The following is a 15,073-nucleotide window of genomic DNA, read 5'->3' as shown; positions in this document are numbered from 1 at the left end:
GCAAAAAAGGGGTAAGGCTTGAGCGGGGAACAGCAGACAGACAGAGGCGCTTTGGCGCTGATGGGTTTGGTGGTACTGACCTGGGGCATGAGCTGGGTTGTGATGAAGGCGATGACCGCCTACATTGGGCCAGTGGATCTGATTGCGGCACGCTATGCCGTGGCATTTGTCTTTTTATGGCTGGTACTGCGTCTTAAAGGGGGGCATTTACGGCCTACGCCATGGAAACTGAGTCTGGGCGTGGCTGTTTTTCAGACTACCGGCTTTCAGTTGCTAAGCCAGTTTTCCTTGCAGGCGGGTGGGGCGGGCAAGATGGTGGCTCTGGCCTACACCATGCCAATCTGGATTCTGTTGTTGTCCTGGCCCATGCTGGGACAGCGTCCCCAGATGCGTCATGTAATGGGTATGGTGCCCGCGACTCTGGGCTTGATGCTCCTGATCGCACCTTGGGAAGGAATGGGCGGCCTACTCGGTTCTGTTCTTGCAACCTTGAGTGGCGTGAGCTGGGCCTTGGGGGCGGTTTTTTCCAAGCAGCTCTTTGAGCGCCATCGAGTCGAACTGCTCAATGCCACCGTCTGGCAGTGCCTGCTGGGGATTGTGATTGTTCTGCCCTTGAGCTTCCTGATTCCCCAGCGTTCCGTAGTGATGGAGTGGCAGATGTTCAGCGGCGTACTGTATCTGGGCGTGATCGCAACCGGGGTAGGGTGGCTGCTGTGGATGGCGGTAGTCAGTCGCGTCAGCGCGACTGTGGCCGGAATGTCCAGTCTGGGGGTGCCTGCACTGACTGTCTTGCTGGCCTGGCTGTTGCTGGACGAATTGCCCACACTGTTGGAATTGATGGGGACAGGTCTGATTCTATTGGGGCTGTTTGTGGTGAACTGGCCCAGCCGCTCGCGCAGGTCCAAAAGAACATAAAAAAACCACCCGTTGGGGTGGCTTTTTTCAGCATCAACACGGCTGGCCTTGGAGTTCCCGCCAAGGCCAGGATTGTTTTTACATGCCGTTGTAGACCGGACCTTCGCCCCCTTGCGGTGGCACCCACACAATATTCTGGGTCGGATCTTTGATGTCACAGGTTTTGCAATGGACACAGTTCTGTGCGTTGATTTGCAACTTGTCGTCGCCGGTTTCAGTCTTGATGAATTCGTAAACGCCCGCTGGACAAAAGCGTGCTTCGGGACCGCCATAGCGCGCCAGATTGATCGCAACGGGGACGCTCGGGTCTTTCAGCGTCAGGTGGACCGGTTCATCTTCCTCGTGGTTAGTGTTGGAGATAAACACGGAGCTGAGGCGATCGAAGGTAATCTTGCCATCGGGCTTGGGGTAGTCAATGCGGGCGCATTCGGCCGCAGGCTGTAAACAGGCGTGGTCAGGCTTGTTGTTGCGCAGCGTCCAGGGCATTTTTCCCTTGAGCAGGCCCTGTTCCACAAAGGTCATCACGGAGGCGATTGACCGACCCTTCTTGAACCATTGCTTGAAATTGCGAGCCTTGTTCAGCTCTTCATGCAACCAGGACTGCTTGAACCTCTCGGCGTATTGCGACAGTTCGTCTTGCTTGCGGCCAGCCTGCAAGGCGTCGAAAGCGGCCTCAGCGGCCAGGGAGCCGGACTTGATCGCGGCATGACTACCCTTGATGCGCGAAGCATTGAGAAAGCCTGCATCGCAACCGACCAGTACACCACCGGGGAAACTGAGCTTGGGAAGCGCCAGCAAGCCGCCAGCGGTCAGAGAACGAGCACCATACGCAATCCGCTTGCCGCCTTCAAAGGTGGCGCGCAGCGCAGGGTGCGTCTTGTAGCGCTGAAATTCCTCAAAGGGCGACAGCCAGGGGTTGGCGTAGTCCAGGCCCACGACCATGCCGACCATCACCAGATTGTTATCCAGGTGATAGAGGAAGGAGCCGCCGTAGGTGTCCGAATCCAGAGGCCAGCCAGCCGTATGAATAACCAGACCAGGCTGGGACTGGGATGGGTCCACTTCCCACAATTCTTTAATGCCGATGCCGTAGCTCTGAGCATTGCGGGATTCGTTCAGTTTGAATCGTTCCGTCAGTTCACGGCCAAGATGACCGCGTGAGCCTTCTGCAAAAATGGTGTAGGAGGCCAGTAGTTCCATGCCGGGTTGATAGTGGGGAGTATGTGTCCCATCGCGGGCCACCCCCATATCACCTGTCAGCACTCCCCGTACCGCGCCTTTGTCGTCGTACAGGATATGGGCGGCAGCGAATCCAGGGAAAATATCCACACCCAGGGCCTCAGCCTGTTCTCCCATCCATTGAACGACATTGCCCAGGCGAACGATGTAGTTACCGTGATTTTTAAAGCAGTCAGGCAGCAACCACATGGGAGTGGAACGAGCGCCTTTCTCGGTCAGGAAAAGAAACTTGTCCTCGGTGACTTCTACCGAAATGGGGGCGCCTTGCGCTTTCCAGTCGGGCAGCAGCTCGTCCAGGGCACGCGTATCCATGACGGCGCCTGACAAAATATGGGCTCCCACTTCCGCGCCTTTTTCCAGCACACAGACGCTGATCTCTTGTTCTTTTTCTTGGGCGAGCTGTTTCAGACGTATCGCGGTGGCCAGGCCTGCAGGGCCAGCACCGACGATAATGACGTCGTATTCCATCGATTCACGTTCAGACATTGCTGCTGATCTCCTATTACGGCTTAGCGCTTTGTTCTTGATTGTTGGCGGGTGAAGGTCGTGTACTGTGCGTACGGTCGATTGTATTGTAGTCTGAGCAATTCCGTTTTGAGTTCAGCGGCCAGGAACGGTCATTGGCAGCGTTGGGTTCATCAGTAACTATCAGCAAGGAGAGCATGTAATGACACACGTCGTTGATTCTGGTGCAGGAGCCACCTTTGATATTGCCGTGCGCTGGGGGGATCTGGATGCCATGAATCATGTTAATAATACGGTCTATTTTCGCTACATTGAGGAAGCCCGTGTTCAGTTGATGATGAAGCTGGGCATGGTGCCACCGTCGCCACGTACCGGGGTGCTGGCGCATGCCAGTCTGGACTTCCTGCGCTCGGTCCTGTATCCGGCCACGGTGCGCATCGTGCATAAACTGATCAAGGTCGGTGGTAGCAGCATTGAGTTGGAAGTCATTGTCGGGGATGCAGATCAAGCCGATGTCATGTACGCCCGCGGACGATGTGTGCTGGTGTCCATCAACCCCCAGGGCGGTTCACAACCGTGGACCGAAAAAGAGCGCGAACAGATACATTCAGTTTTTCAGGGTTAAGCTTTACGTATACGGAAAGCATAGTCAAGTCGTAGAATGCCTGATAGCCCGGTAGGGTGCACCGCGGCATTATTGGACAAAGTTTGCTGTTTAGGCCAATTAAAGAGTTATTGGAGAGTCAATTGAATAAAGTCTATCCAAGCGCCAAGGAGGCGTTGCAGGGAGTCGTTGCCGACGGACAGACAGTTGCGGTAGGTGGGTTCGGCCTGTGCGGAATTCCCGAAGCGCTGATTGCTGCGCTGCGCGATAGTGGAGTCAAAGATCTGACCTGCATTAGCAATAATGCCGGGGTGGATGGCTTTGGTCTGGGGCAGTTGCTGGAAACGCGTCAGATCCGCAAGATGATTTCCTCCTATGTGGGCGAGAACAAAGAGTTCGAGCGCCAATACTTGGCCGGTGAGCTCGAGCTGGAGTTCACCCCTCAGGGCACCCTGGCTGAGAAGCTGCGTGCCGGCGGGGCGGGGATTCCCGCTTTTTTCACGGCGACCGGGGTGGGTACCGTGGTGGCAGAGGGTAAGGAAATCCGCGAGTTCAATGGTCAGCAATACGTGATGGAAGAGGCGCTGGTACCTGATGTGTCGCTGGTCAAAGCCTACAAGGCGGACCGCAGCGGCAACCTGGTGTTTCGCAAGACCGCGCGCAACTTCAACCCGAACGTGGCAATGGCGGGAAAAATCACCATTGTCGAGGTCGAGGAAATCGTCGAGACCGGCAGCCTGGACCCGGATGATGTGCATTTGCCCGGCATTTATGTACACCGCATCGTGCTCAATGCCCATCCTGAAAAGCGCATTGAACAGCGTACCGTTCGTTCTTCCTGATGAGTGAGGCAAGATAATAATGGCTTGGAATAGAGATCAAATGGCGGCCCGTGCTGCCCTGGAGCTTCAGGACGGCTTTTACGTCAACCTGGGCATTGGCTTGCCCACGCTGGTTGCCAATCATGTGCCTGAAGGTATTGAGGTCTGGTTGCAGTCGGAAAACGGTTTGCTGGGCATTGGCCCATTCCCGACCGAAGACAAGATTGACGCTGACCTAATCAACGCTGGCAAACAAACCATTACAACCCTGCCCGGTTCGTCCATTTTTTCCTCGGCAGATTCGTTTGCGATGATTCGTGGCGGCAAGATCAATATTGCGATTCTGGGCGCGATGCAGGTGTCGGAAAAAGGCGATCTGGCTAACTGGATGATCCCTGGGAAAATGATCAAGGGTATGGGCGGCGCCATGGACCTGGTAGCCGGAGTGGGCCGTGTGGTGGTTCTGATGGAACACGTGGCCACTAAAAAAGATGGCACCGAAGATCTGAAGATTTTGCCCGCCTGCACCTTGCCCCTGACCGGTGTTGGGGTGGTCGACCTCATCATTACTGATCTGGGAGTGATGGAAGTGACGGAAAATGGTTTAAAGTTGCTTGAGTTGGCACCAGAAGTCAGCCTTGAGTACATTCAGTCCAAGACAGGCGTCCCGCTGGACGTCAGCGCTTTGGCCTGAGCGCTCACTCTGGCTAGAAAAGCTTCGGCGCGAGTCGAAGCTTTTTTTATGCTCGTTCGGTGCGTGAACGCTGTTTATGTAAAGGAAGTTGGTATGGCCCTTACCTCCGTTGTCGCACGCCTGCAGGCGCTGCGCGAACAAATGCAATTTCAGTCCGTACAGGCAAGCATCTGGCCGACATCTGATCCCCATTTGTCTGAATACCTGCCCGATCGGTGGAAAAGCCGTCAGTGGCTCAGTGGTTTTGTTGGTTCGGCCGGCTTGCTGGTCGTGACAGCCGACTGGGCCGGTTTATGGACCGACAGCCGTTACTGGGAGCAGGCCGCCAAGGAGCTGCACGGCAGTGGCATCGAGCTGCAGCGTGCAGGGGAAGCGGGCGTGCCTGAGCCAGCCAACTGGCTGGCCGATCATTTGCCTGCCCGTTCGCGAGTAGCCCTGGACAGTCAGTCGGTATCGGCTCAAAGCCTTCTTGCCTGGCAGAAAACCACTCAAGCGCAGGAGTTCGAGTGGGTGCTGCAAGCCGATCTGCTCAGCCCGATCTGGACTGACCGGCCCGCCGCGCCGTGTGGGCAGGTGGTAGAGCATCAGCCGCCTTTTGCGTGTCGCACTCGCCAGGAAAATCTGACTCGCACCCGGGCTGCCATGCAGGAGCAGGGCGCCCATTGGCACTTGCTCAGTGCGCTGGACGATATTGCCTGGACTTTGAATTTGCGCGGCAGCGATGTGTCCTATAACCCGGTATTCCTGTCGTACTTGCTGATCGGCCCGGACCAGGCTTTTCTTTTTGTGGATAGCAACAAGCTGACGGCAGGCCTACAGGAAGCGTTGGCGGCAGATGGTGTGCAGGTTCAAAACTACACCGAGCTGTCCTCCTTCATGCGCGCCTTGCCGGCATCCATGCCCCTATTGCTGGATATGGCTCGAACCACGGCCTGGGCCGCCCAATTGGCGGCGCATTTGCACGTGATCGAATATATCAACCCGGCTCAATTGCTCAAGTCCTGCAAGACCGATGCTGAACTGGCTCAGGTGCGCCAGACCATGGAAAAAGATGGGGCTGCCCTGTGTGAGTTCTTTGCTTGGTTTGAGCAACAAAGTGAGGTGAACGAGCTGGATGTGGATGCGCATCTCTGTGCCGCCCGAGCCCGCCAGGAAGGGTTTGTCAGCCCCAGTTTTGGCACGATTGCGGCTTTTAACGCCAACGGTGCCATGCCGCACTATCAGGCTACCCAGCAGTCCCATGCCCGCATTGATGGAAATGGCTTGTTGTTGATCGACTCGGGTGGGCAGTATCTGGGTGGTACCACCGACATTACTCGTGTTGTGCCGGTAGGGACTGTCTCAGCGGAGCAGATTCGGGACTTCACGCTGGTTCTAAAAGGCATGGTGTCTTTATCCATGCTGGTGTTTCCCGAAGGCATTGCCGGTCAGCAAATTGATGTGCTGGCCCGTCAGCCTTTGTGGGAGCAGGGCCTGGACTTTGGTCATGGCACCGGTCACGGCGTGGGATACTTCATGAATGTGCATGAAGGCCCGCAGTCCATTTCCTGGCGTGGTCGCATCGGGCCGCATTCGGCCATGCGCGCTGGCATGATTACCTCTAACGAGCCGGGCCTGTACCGCCCCGGCCAGTGGGGCATTCGTATTGAGAACCTGGTGGCGGCAGTGCCTGCCATGCGCACGGAGTATGGCCAGTTTCTGCGTTTTGAAACCCTGACCTTGTGCCCCATTGATACGCGTTGTATAGATGCTGCACTCCTGACGGCTGCCGAGCGTAACTGGCTCAATGAATATCATCAGCAGGTGCGTGAACGTCTCTTGCCGCGTGTGCAGGGTGAGGCACGCCAGTGGCTCGAACAAAGAACGCAGGCGATCTGATCGTCATCGTCTGCGCTTGTCAATAGTTGCACAGGCTAGTGGTATTTCCGCTGTGAAAAGCCACTCGCCTGGTCGCCAAGCATGGGCGCTTGCCGTTATAATCCAAATTTCCCGCTATCGCCTGATTTGACCTCAGGCGCCTTTTATAATGACCACCAAATATGTATTCGTAACGGGAGGCGTTGTGTCCTCCCTGGGCAAAGGTATTGCGGCCGCATCCCTGGCTGCCATCCTGGAGTCTCGCGGTCTGCGCGTGACCATGCTCAAGCTGGACCCCTACATCAACGTAGACCCGGGCACCATGAGCCCCTTCCAGCACGGTGAAGTGTTTGTTACTGAGGATGGTGCGGAAACCGACCTGGACCTGGGCCACTACGAGCGCTTCATTTCCGCTCGCATGCGCAAGGTCAACAACTTCACCACGGGCCAGATTTATGAATCCGTGCTGCGCAAAGAGCGTCGCGGGGACTATCTGGGCAAGACCGTGCAGGTTATCCCGCACATCACCAACGAAATCCAGGACTTCATCATTCGTGGCGCCAAGGCTGCCTACAATGGCGAGGCCGATGTTGCCATCGTCGAGATTGGCGGCACAGTGGGTGATATTGAATCCCAGCCTTTCCTGGAAGCAGCCCGCCAGATGAATCTGCGTCTGGGCCGCAACAACACCGCGTTTGTTCATCTGACACTGGTGCCGTTCATTGCCTCGGCCGGTGAACTGAAAACCAAGCCAACCCAGCACTCCGTGCAAAAACTGCGCGAAATCGGCATTCACCCACACGCCTTGCTGTGCCGTGCCGACCGTGTCATTCCTGATGATGAGCTGGCCAAGATTTCGCTGTTTTCCAACGTACCCATGGATGCCGTGATCTCGGTGTGGGATGCGGATTCCATCTACAAGATTCCGGCCATGCTGCACAAGCAAGGTCTGGACAGCCTGGTGTGTGATGCACTGGCCTTGTCGCCACCACCGGCAGATCTGTCGATGTGGGACCGTTTGGTGCAGGCCCTGGAAAATCCCGAGCATGAAGTGCGCATCGGTATGGTCGGCAAGTACGTGGACCTGACCGAGTCCTACAAGTCGCTCAGTGAAGCCCTGGTTCATGCCGGTATTCATACCCGCACCCGCATCCAGATCGAGTATCTGGATTCGGAAGTCATCGAGAACGAAGGCACCGATTGCCTGAAAGGTCTGGACGCCATTCTCGTGCCAGGCGGTTTTGGCAAACGCGGTACCGAAGGCAAGATCCGCGCGATTCAATACGCTCGCGAAAACGGCGTGCCTTTCCTGGGTATCTGCCTGGGCATGCAATTGGCTGTGGTCGAGTTTGCGCGCAATGTGGGCAATCTGGTGGGCGCGAACTCCACCGAGTTTGATCCCTCGGCGGTGCATCCTGTGGTGGCCTTGATTACCGAGTGGGCAGATCGCGATGGCAAGATCGAGCATCGTGATGGCTCTTCCGATCTGGGCGGTACCATGCGCAAGGGTGCACAACGTTGCCCGGTCAAACCCGGTTCGCGTGCTGAAGCCATTTATGGGCCTGAGGTAAACGAGCGTCACCGTCACCGTTACGAGGTCAACACCTTGTACGTACCGCGTCTGGAAGAGGTGGGTATGGTGATCTCGGCGCGTACGCCTACCGAGAACCTGCCGGAAATCATGGAATTGCCTAACCACCCCTGGTTTATGGGGGTGCAATTCCATCCGGAGTTCACGTCGACTCCGCGTGATGGACACCCGCTGTTTACCAGCTATATCAAAGCGGCCCTGGAACACCAGAAAAAGTCGGCTTGATCGTTTGTTATGATTGAAAAGGCCCGCGTTATGCGGGCTTTTTCATTCCGTATGAGAGGACGAAACGGGCGGTTGGTAGGCCGGGCCGGCTCAGCATGCCGGCGCAACAGGGCGGCTTTGCGCCGTCCACGGGTGCGACCCGGATTAGAAACTGATCGAAATCTCCAAACGATTGGGCTGACAGTCCTGCTGCGCTGCGGTGTCCAGGCTTTCAGGAATGTGGGAGAATGCAGCAATACTGAAACGAGGTCTATTATGGATTTATGCGGTTACGACGTCGGCCTGGATCGGCCCTTTTTCCTGATCGCTGGCCCTTGTGTTATTGAGTCGCGCCAGATGGCGTTCGACACAGCGGGGCAATTGGTTGAGATCACCGCGGCTCTGGGTATTCCCTTTATCTACAAGAGCTCGTTTGACAAAGCCAACCGCAGTTCAGGCAAGTCCTATCGCGGCCCCGGCATGGCGGAAGGCTTGCAGATTCTGGCCGATGTGCGTTCCCACTACAAGGTGCCTGTCCTGACGGATGTGCACGATAAAGATCAGGTCGACGATGTGGCCGCCGTGGTGGATGTGCTGCAAACACCGGCATTTTTGTGTCGTCAGACGGACTTTATCCAAGCCTGCGCCGCGACGCTGAAACCCGTCAACATCAAGAAAGGCCAGTTCCTGGCCCCTCAGGATATGGTGCAGGTAGTGGAAAAGGCGCGTGCGGCTGCACTGGAAATGGGCGGAGATGGCTCCACCATCATGGTCTGTGAACGTGGCGCCTCGTTTGGCTATAACAATCTGGTATCGGACATGCGCTCCTTGGCGATTATGCGTGCCACCGAGTGCCCTGTCGTATTTGATGCCACTCACTCGGTGCAATTGCCGGGCGGGCAGGGGACCTCGTCGGGTGGTCAGCGCGAATTTGTTCCGGTATTGGCACGTGCTGCGGTGGCTGCCGGGGTGTCGGGCGTTTTCATGGAAACCCACCCTAATCCCGACAAGGCCCTGTCCGATGGCCCGAATGCTGTTCCGTTATCACAGATGGCAGACTTGTTGCGGACACTGCAACAGATTGATTCGATTGTTAAAAACAGCGGTGCCTTGCAGCACGGCTATTAAAGGTAGTTGGGAGACACTATGTCCGCATATTTGATTGCTAATGTTGAAGTCAGCAACCCCGAGCAGTACAAGCAATACCAGGAATTTTCCAGCATTGCCATGAAAACCCACAACGTGAAAGTTCTGGTGCGGGGTGGTGAAACGATTGCCCTGGAAGGGAATGCGCCTGTGCGTACTGTGGTGATGGAGTTTGATACTCTGGAACAGGCCCAGGCGTTCCATGATTCCGAGGAATACCGACGCGCCCGCAAAGCCCGTGAAGGTGCTGCCAAAATGACCATGTACGTGGTGCAAGGGCTGTAAAAAGCAGCTTATGTTCTGCTGGAACGCGTGAAAAAGAGAGTGTGGAAACACTCTCTTTTTTTTTGGATGAGCACTTAGCGCCTGCCAGGCCTGAGCGAGGCTGTTGGTGCTGCCTGGCTCTGGGGTGTAAAGGGGGGCGGGGCAGGGTAGGAGCCAGCAAAGGACAGATCTTTGTGATCGGGGAGAGAGCCTTGAACTTGCCCTGAGGCGATGGGGGGCGGCTTATGAAGCGTAGACAGATCAAGCCGGGAGCTTAAAAGCGGGAATCACGCAGGGCGGGCAGCGTCAGTTCGCGTACAAAGCTGGCGGGGGACAATTGTAGCAGGCTGCGCACGATTGTGAGCACGTCATGCACGGGAATAGTCTCACCCAAGTCTCGTTGAGCTGCCGCCTGGAGGGGGACGTCCAGTCCATCCGTGGTGTTCAGGTATCCCAGTTGCAGGCAGGTGACCGCCAACCCTTGATCGCGGTAGCCTTCGCGCAGGCTGTCTGCCAAGCCATTCAAGGCAAATTTTGTGGCCCCGAACGCTACTTCGGGACGACCACTTTGGCGCAGCCCCGACGTTGAGCCCGTCAGAATCAAACGAGGCTGGCTACTGCGCAGCAGATAGGGCAGCAAGTGGCGCAGGGTCAATAAGGCACCCGTCAGGTTGACATCGACCAGGCGACGCAGTGCCTGGTCGGATTGCGACAGGAAATCATATTGCTCGGTGAACGCCGTGTCTTCCCAGATACCCAGGTTATAGATCAGTACGTCCAGTGCATCGGGGCAGGCGGCGGCCAGCGCTGGCGCGGCGTCGGCGTGGGAGAGATCGGCGCTGATCCAATGCTGCTTGGAAAAGGCGTCCGGGGGTAAAGCGCTGCTTGCCGCAGCAGGAGCTCGTCTGGCTACGCCGTGCATCGTATGTCCGTCTTGCGCCAGACCATCCATCAAGGCGCGCCCCAGGCCCATACTGGCGCCCACAATCATGATGTCCATGCACTTTTCCTGTAAGCAGATTCTGCGGTGAGTCGGTTTTCTTCCAGATCGTTATTGTGAACCAGTTGGATTGGGTCGACTGAGATTCAGCGCTCGCTTGTCAGGTTTTTAACTGTCCCGTAAAATCATTGACTAGGCAATTATTGTTTGGTCAATAAAATGGCAAAGGTATCGGAAACAGAACAAAAAAACCCAGGTCGTGTCTTGTCGGTCACCGAATCCATTCTGGCGATGATGGGGCTGTGCTTTGTGGTGATGTTGGTCGCCATTGATCAGACCGTCGTGGGCACGGCTTTGCCTACCATTGTCTCGGAGCTGCATGGCTTTGAGCTGTACGCCTGGGTTGCGACCGCCTACTTGCTCACGTCCGTGATCACCGTGCCGATTTTCGGGCGCCTGGGGGATTTTTATGGACGCCGCCGGTTTGTGCTGGTGTCCATCGTGCTGTTTACGCTGGCCTCTGTGCTTTGTGGCATGGCGCAAAGCATGATGCAACTGGTGCTGGCCCGAGGGTTGCAGGGCGTGGCCGGTGGTATGTTGGTTGGCACTGCCTTTGCCTGTGTCCCGGACCTGTTTCCTGACCCACGGGTGCGCTTGCGTTGGCAGGTCATGCTAAGCGCCTCGTTTGGTATTGCCAATGGCATTGGGCCGTTTCTGGGCGGGGTGCTGACCCAATACTATGGATGGCGCTCGGTGTTCTATGTGAATTTACCGGTGGGTTTGCTCAGTCTGTATTTCGTTTATCGCTACCTGCCGCAGATTCGGCATTTTCGTCAGGACAAGGTCCGTCTGGATTGGCTCGGGGCTGTGTTGCTGATGATCGGCTTGGCGTGCATTCAGTTGCTGGTGGAATTGCTGCCGCTCTATGGGGGCAGTTACCTGATGGTGTTGCTGGGACTATGTAGTCTGGTCGCATTTTCGCTGCTGGTCGCCTGGGAGCGTCGAGTAGCTGAGCCTTTGCTGCCCTTGGTGTTGTTTAGTAGCCCCGCCCAATTGTCTCTGCTGGTGTTATCGGCTGGCCTGGGCTTTATCCTGTTCGGGCTTTTGTTTTATGCCCCCTTATTGTTGCAGGGCGGGTACGGGTTGCGGCCGCAAACTGCGGGCCTCTTGATTACCCCGCTGGTCGTGTTCATTACGGTAGGCAGTATTATCAATGGCCGCACAATTACTCGTTTGCGGCGCCCTGCCATGATGTTGTATCTGGGGCTGGTACTGCTCACCATCGCGTGTCTGGGTATGGTGTTTAACAGGAAAACCGACCCGCATTGGCATTTCGTGCTGTATGCCACGCTTGCCGGTACGGGAGTGGGCTGCATCATGCCCAATCTGACGGTGTTTGCGCAGGAAATTGTCGAGCGCTCCATGTTGGGGATAACGACGGCCATGCTACAGTCCATGCGCATGGTGGGCGGCATGTTGGGAACCGCTGTGATCGGAACGCTGATCAATTACCAGTACGGCGAGGCCATTCGCACTCAGTTGGCCGCCTTGCCCGAAACGGTGGCTCATGCTTTGCAAGACCCGCAGGTACTGATGAGTGTGAGTGAACAGACGCAGTTTCTGGAGCAGGCGGGGGAGCAGGGGCAGATGTATCTGGGTTTGGCCCGCGATGCCCTGGCACATGCCGTCAATATGGGCATGGCGGTGACCTTGCTGCTGATCATCTGGTGTTTCTATTGGGTACGTAAAGTGCCACCGATACGATTTACTCGTCAAGAACAGTCTTGAGCATGATGAACGAATTTCCGCAACTTCAAGCGGCGCAACAATTGGGGCGCACGTATCGCAGTTTGATGGCCGCGTTTGACCAGCAATTGGGCATGCCCTTGCCCCGCTGGCGTATTTTGATTGGCTTGTATCAAGAAAATGGCTGCCTGTCTCAAAAGCAACTGGTACGCTTGTTGCGCATTGATCCGGCCGCGGTAACCCGGCAGCTCAAAAGCATTGAAACCCTGGGTTTGATCGAACGGTTCACCGATGAGCAGGACAATCGTCTCACCAATGTGCGCCTTAGTCAGGCGGGGCGTGAGCTGGTGGAAGCCACATTGCCCCGGCGGCGGCGCCTGGTTGAAGCCATGCTGCAGGACTTTTCCGATCAGGATTTGAACCAGCTGATTACCTTGTTGAGCAACTGGGAGAGCGCCTTGCTCAAAGCGGGCGACAAAGATTTACTTTGAGACGCATCGGTACTTTTTGTATTTACAGAGACGCCGCCTAGTCTCGGAATTTCTGGTGATAATAAACACGTGCCGGTTCCAGCTGCGTAAGGGCCACGGTATGAATCCGGGCTTTTTTCCAGCTTTCGAAACCAGACATGGCACGGCTGTGTCATGGGCAGGTACAATCCTGTTTTAGCAGGAGGGCAGGGGGCGCAGATTGCAAGGTAGCGGTCGCGCTTGCTGATCTTTTCAACTTCCAGGCTAGGCGCCTTTTCCAGTCGATCTTCCGATTGGCCCGGCGCAGTAGGCCCGGCAGCAGGATTGTTTAACTTATCTAGCTTAATGCTACTTCAGGCAGGACTGTCAAAATCATGAGTGCAATCGTAGATATTATTGGCCGCGAGATTCTGGACTCCCGTGGTAATCCAACGGTGGAGTGTGATGTATTGCTCGAGTCGGGTGCAATGGGGCGTGCCTCCGTGCCGTCTGGCGCATCCACGGGTGCTCGCGAAGCGTTGGAGCTGCGTGATGGTGACAAGAGCCGTTACCTGGGTAAAGGCGTCTTGCGTGCTGTCGAAAATCTGAACACAGAAATCTCCGAAGCGTTGATGGGTCTGGATGCGCAGGAACAAACCTTTATCGATCGCACCCTGATCGAACTGGACGGCACCGAAGACAAGAGCCGCCTGGGCGCCAACGCCATGCTGGCTGCCAGTATGGCGGTGGCTCGTGCTGCTGCCGATGACTCAGGCCTGTCCCTGTACCGCTATTTTGGCGGCAGTGGTGCCATGGCCATGCCTGTACCGATGATGAACGTCATCAACGGTGGTGCGCACGCCAACAACACCCTGGACCTGCAAGAGTTCATGATCATGCCCGTGGGCGCCAAGAGCTTTCGCGAATCCTTGCGTATGGGTGCCGAAGTGTTCCATACACTCAAAGGCCTGATCCACGACCAAGGCATGTCCACCGCCGTGGGCGACGAGGGTGGTTTTGCTCCTAACGTGGCCAACCACGAAGCGGCTATCGAGTTGATTCTGCGTGCTATCGAACAAGCAGGCTATGAAGCCGGTACGCAAATTGCACTGGCTCTGGACTGCGCAGCGTCCGAGTTTTACCGTGACGGCAAATACCACCTGGCTGGCGAAGGCGGCGTGTCTCTAAGCTCGCAAGACTTTGCCAATCTGTTGGCTAACTGGTGCGACAAGTACCCCATCATCTCCATCGAAGACGGGATGGCCGAGGACGACTGGGATGGCTGGCGCATTCTGAGCCAGCAACTGGGCGACAAGATCCAGTTGGTGGGTGATGATTTGTTTGTAACCAATACCAAGATCCTGAAAAAGGGTATCGAGATGGGTATTGGCAACTCCATCCTTATCAAGATCAATCAGATCGGCACCTTGACCGAGACTTTCGCCGCCATCGAGATGGCCAAGCGAGCCGGTTATACCGCTGTTATTTCGCACCGTTCCGGCGAAACCGAAGACTCCACTATTGCTGACATCGCCGTGGCAACCAACGCCATGCAGATCAAGACAGGCTCCTTGTCCCGTTCCGATCGCATGTCCAAGTACAACCAGTTGTTGCGTATTGAAGAAGAATTGGCAGAAGTTGCTACCTTCCCAGGTCGCGAAGCGTTCTATAATCTGCGCTAATTCTGTTTGAGGAACCGGGTCGCAAGACCCGGTTCTTATATCACCATGCGCCTTATTGTTCTGCTGCTGCTATGTCTGACCCTGATCACCCATTACGCATTATGGTGGGGCAAGGGCGGCTGGCTGGATGTACGGCAAATGCAGACCAGGCTGGTCGCGCAAAAAGAAACCAATGAAGCCCTGACGGCGCGCAACAACGCCTTGCTGGCCGAGGTTCAGGATTTGCGTTCGGGAACCCACGCTGTCGAAGAGCGTGCCCGCAGCGAGTTTGGCATGATGCGGGAAGGCGAGATTTTTGTGCAGATTGTGCCTCCCGGTGGTTCGTCGGCCACGAATGCCAATCCGCGATAACAAGCAGCGCGCAATGTGCGGCTAGAACGGCTGATCAGCCAGTTCATTTCTGATGATTCTTCTGCTGTGTGTTTGGATCGGTGATCCGGGCTTTCTGGCGCCCTT

The 15,073-nt window shown here is 56.2% G+C and carries 14 protein-coding genes; 12 read left to right on the top strand and 2 right to left on the bottom strand.

The window, feature by feature from the left end; all coding sequences use genetic code 11:
• Positions 1 to 18 precede the first annotated feature (18 nt).
• The gene (locus ACOZ42_RS11365) at positions 19 to 915 is read left to right on the top strand and encodes a DMT family transporter (protein WP_336579271.1); all 897 of its coding nucleotides are present in this window, start codon (positions 19 to 21) and stop codon (positions 913 to 915) included.
• Positions 916 to 993: 78 nt separating this feature from the next.
• Here ACOZ42_RS11365 and ACOZ42_RS11360 read toward each other — a convergent pair whose 3' ends face one another.
• The gene (locus ACOZ42_RS11360) at positions 994 to 2,640 is read right to left on the bottom strand and encodes an electron transfer flavoprotein-ubiquinone oxidoreductase (protein WP_426345137.1); all 1,647 of its coding nucleotides are present in this window, start codon (positions 2,638 to 2,640) and stop codon (positions 994 to 996) included.
• 181 nt (positions 2,641 to 2,821) lie between these two features.
• Here ACOZ42_RS11360 and ACOZ42_RS11355 point away from each other — a divergent pair, with 181 nt between their 5' ends.
• The 7 genes from ACOZ42_RS11355 to ACOZ42_RS11325 all read left to right on the top strand — a co-directional run bounded on the left by ACOZ42_RS11355 (position 2,822) and on the right by ACOZ42_RS11325 (position 9,821).
• Positions 2,822 to 3,244 (top strand): acyl-CoA thioesterase, encoded by a 423-nt coding sequence (locus ACOZ42_RS11355; RefSeq protein ID WP_003800907.1) that lies wholly within the window; start codon positions 2,822 to 2,824, stop codon positions 3,242 to 3,244.
• A gap of 122 nt (positions 3,245 to 3,366) precedes the next feature.
• Positions 3,367 to 4,065, top strand: a complete 699-nt coding sequence (locus ACOZ42_RS11350) for a CoA transferase subunit A (RefSeq protein ID WP_059317991.1) — start codon at positions 3,367 to 3,369, stop codon at positions 4,063 to 4,065.
• Positions 4,066 to 4,084: 19 nt separating this feature from the next.
• On the top strand, positions 4,085 to 4,738 hold the full coding sequence (locus ACOZ42_RS11345) for a CoA transferase subunit B (protein ID WP_059317990.1): 654 nt from the start codon (positions 4,085 to 4,087) through the stop codon (positions 4,736 to 4,738).
• A 93-nt stretch (positions 4,739 to 4,831) separates the two neighbouring features.
• Complete coding sequence (locus tag ACOZ42_RS11340) at positions 4,832 to 6,616, top strand: aminopeptidase P family protein (protein WP_003800901.1); 1,785 nt, start codon at positions 4,832 to 4,834, stop codon at positions 6,614 to 6,616.
• A gap of 148 nt (positions 6,617 to 6,764) precedes the next feature.
• Positions 6,765 to 8,411, top strand: coding sequence for a CTP synthase (locus tag ACOZ42_RS11335; RefSeq protein WP_003800899.1), 1,647 nt, complete (start codon positions 6,765 to 6,767; stop codon positions 8,409 to 8,411).
• Between the two features lie 255 nt (positions 8,412 to 8,666).
• A complete protein-coding gene (kdsA, locus tag ACOZ42_RS11330; protein WP_003800897.1) occupies positions 8,667 to 9,518 on the top strand; it encodes a 3-deoxy-8-phosphooctulonate synthase in 852 nt (283 codons plus the stop codon).
• 18 nt (positions 9,519 to 9,536) lie between these two features.
• Positions 9,537 to 9,821, top strand: coding sequence for a DUF1330 domain-containing protein (locus ACOZ42_RS11325; protein ID WP_059317988.1), 285 nt, complete (start codon positions 9,537 to 9,539; stop codon positions 9,819 to 9,821).
• Between the two features lie 253 nt (positions 9,822 to 10,074).
• Here the strand turns inward: ACOZ42_RS11325 and ACOZ42_RS11320 are convergent, their stop codons facing one another.
• Positions 10,075 to 10,800 carry an SDR family NAD(P)-dependent oxidoreductase gene (locus ACOZ42_RS11320; RefSeq protein ID WP_301605887.1) on the bottom strand — a complete coding sequence of 242 codons (726 nt, stop codon included), beginning with the start codon at positions 10,798 to 10,800 and terminating at the stop codon, positions 10,075 to 10,077.
• Between the two features lie 159 nt (positions 10,801 to 10,959).
• Between ACOZ42_RS11320 and ACOZ42_RS11315 the strand changes: the two genes are divergently transcribed.
• From ACOZ42_RS11315 to ftsB, 4 genes are all read left to right on the top strand, one after another.
• Entirely contained in the window at positions 10,960 to 12,528 is a 1,569-nt protein-coding gene (locus ACOZ42_RS11315) for an MFS transporter (RefSeq protein ID WP_415301817.1), read from the top strand.
• A 2-nt stretch (positions 12,529 to 12,530) separates the two neighbouring features.
• Complete coding sequence (locus tag ACOZ42_RS11310; RefSeq protein WP_003800890.1) at positions 12,531 to 12,977, top strand: MarR family winged helix-turn-helix transcriptional regulator; 447 nt, start codon at positions 12,531 to 12,533, stop codon at positions 12,975 to 12,977.
• Positions 12,978 to 13,330: 353 nt separating this feature from the next.
• Positions 13,331 to 14,617: a phosphopyruvate hydratase gene (eno, locus tag ACOZ42_RS11305; RefSeq protein WP_003800888.1), complete on the top strand. Its 1,287-nt coding sequence runs from the start codon at positions 13,331 to 13,333 to the stop codon at positions 14,615 to 14,617.
• Positions 14,618 to 14,662: 45 nt separating this feature from the next.
• Positions 14,663 to 14,968: a cell division protein FtsB gene (gene ftsB / locus ACOZ42_RS11300; RefSeq protein ID WP_003800886.1), complete on the top strand. Its 306-nt coding sequence runs from the start codon at positions 14,663 to 14,665 to the stop codon at positions 14,966 to 14,968.
• Positions 14,969 to 15,073 lie beyond the last annotated feature (105 nt).

Source organism: Alcaligenes sp. HNGD-HTN06 (assembly GCF_049932565.1).
GTDB classification, from domain to species: domain Bacteria; phylum Pseudomonadota; class Gammaproteobacteria; order Burkholderiales; family Burkholderiaceae_B; genus Alcaligenes; species Alcaligenes ammonioxydans.
The sequence above is the reverse complement of the archived record's forward strand: the minus strand, read 5'-3'. Positions and strand labels throughout refer to the sequence as shown.

Bases quoted from the DNA above. Each gene is read 5' to 3' on its own strand.
- eno (WP_003800888.1), top strand. From the start codon at position 13,331: ATGAGTGCAATCGTAGATATTATTGGCCGCGAGATTCTGGACTCCCGT.
- ACOZ42_RS11345 (WP_059317990.1), top strand. From the start codon at position 4,085: ATGGCTTGGAATAGAGATCAAATGGCGGCCCGTGCTGCCCTGGAGCTT.
- ftsB (WP_003800886.1), top strand. From the start codon at position 14,663: ATGCGCCTTATTGTTCTGCTGCTGCTATGTCTGACCCTGATCACCCAT.
- ACOZ42_RS11335 (WP_003800899.1), top strand. From the start codon at position 6,765: ATGACCACCAAATATGTATTCGTAACGGGAGGCGTTGTGTCCTCCCTG.
- ACOZ42_RS11310 (WP_003800890.1), top strand. From the start codon at position 12,531: ATGATGAACGAATTTCCGCAACTTCAAGCGGCGCAACAATTGGGGCGC.
- ACOZ42_RS11325 (WP_059317988.1), top strand. From the start codon at position 9,537: ATGTCCGCATATTTGATTGCTAATGTTGAAGTCAGCAACCCCGAGCAG.
- ACOZ42_RS11360 (WP_426345137.1), bottom strand. From the start codon at position 2,640: ATGTCTGAACGTGAATCGATGGAATACGACGTCATTATCGTCGGTGCT.
- ACOZ42_RS11340 (WP_003800901.1), top strand. From the start codon at position 4,832: ATGGCCCTTACCTCCGTTGTCGCACGCCTGCAGGCGCTGCGCGAACAA.
- ACOZ42_RS11315 (WP_415301817.1), top strand. From the start codon at position 10,960: ATGGCAAAGGTATCGGAAACAGAACAAAAAAACCCAGGTCGTGTCTTG.
- ACOZ42_RS11320 (WP_301605887.1), bottom strand. From the start codon at position 10,800: ATGGACATCATGATTGTGGGCGCCAGTATGGGCCTGGGGCGCGCCTTG.
- ACOZ42_RS11355 (WP_003800907.1), top strand. From the start codon at position 2,822: ATGACACACGTCGTTGATTCTGGTGCAGGAGCCACCTTTGATATTGCC.
- kdsA (WP_003800897.1), top strand. From the start codon at position 8,667: ATGGATTTATGCGGTTACGACGTCGGCCTGGATCGGCCCTTTTTCCTG.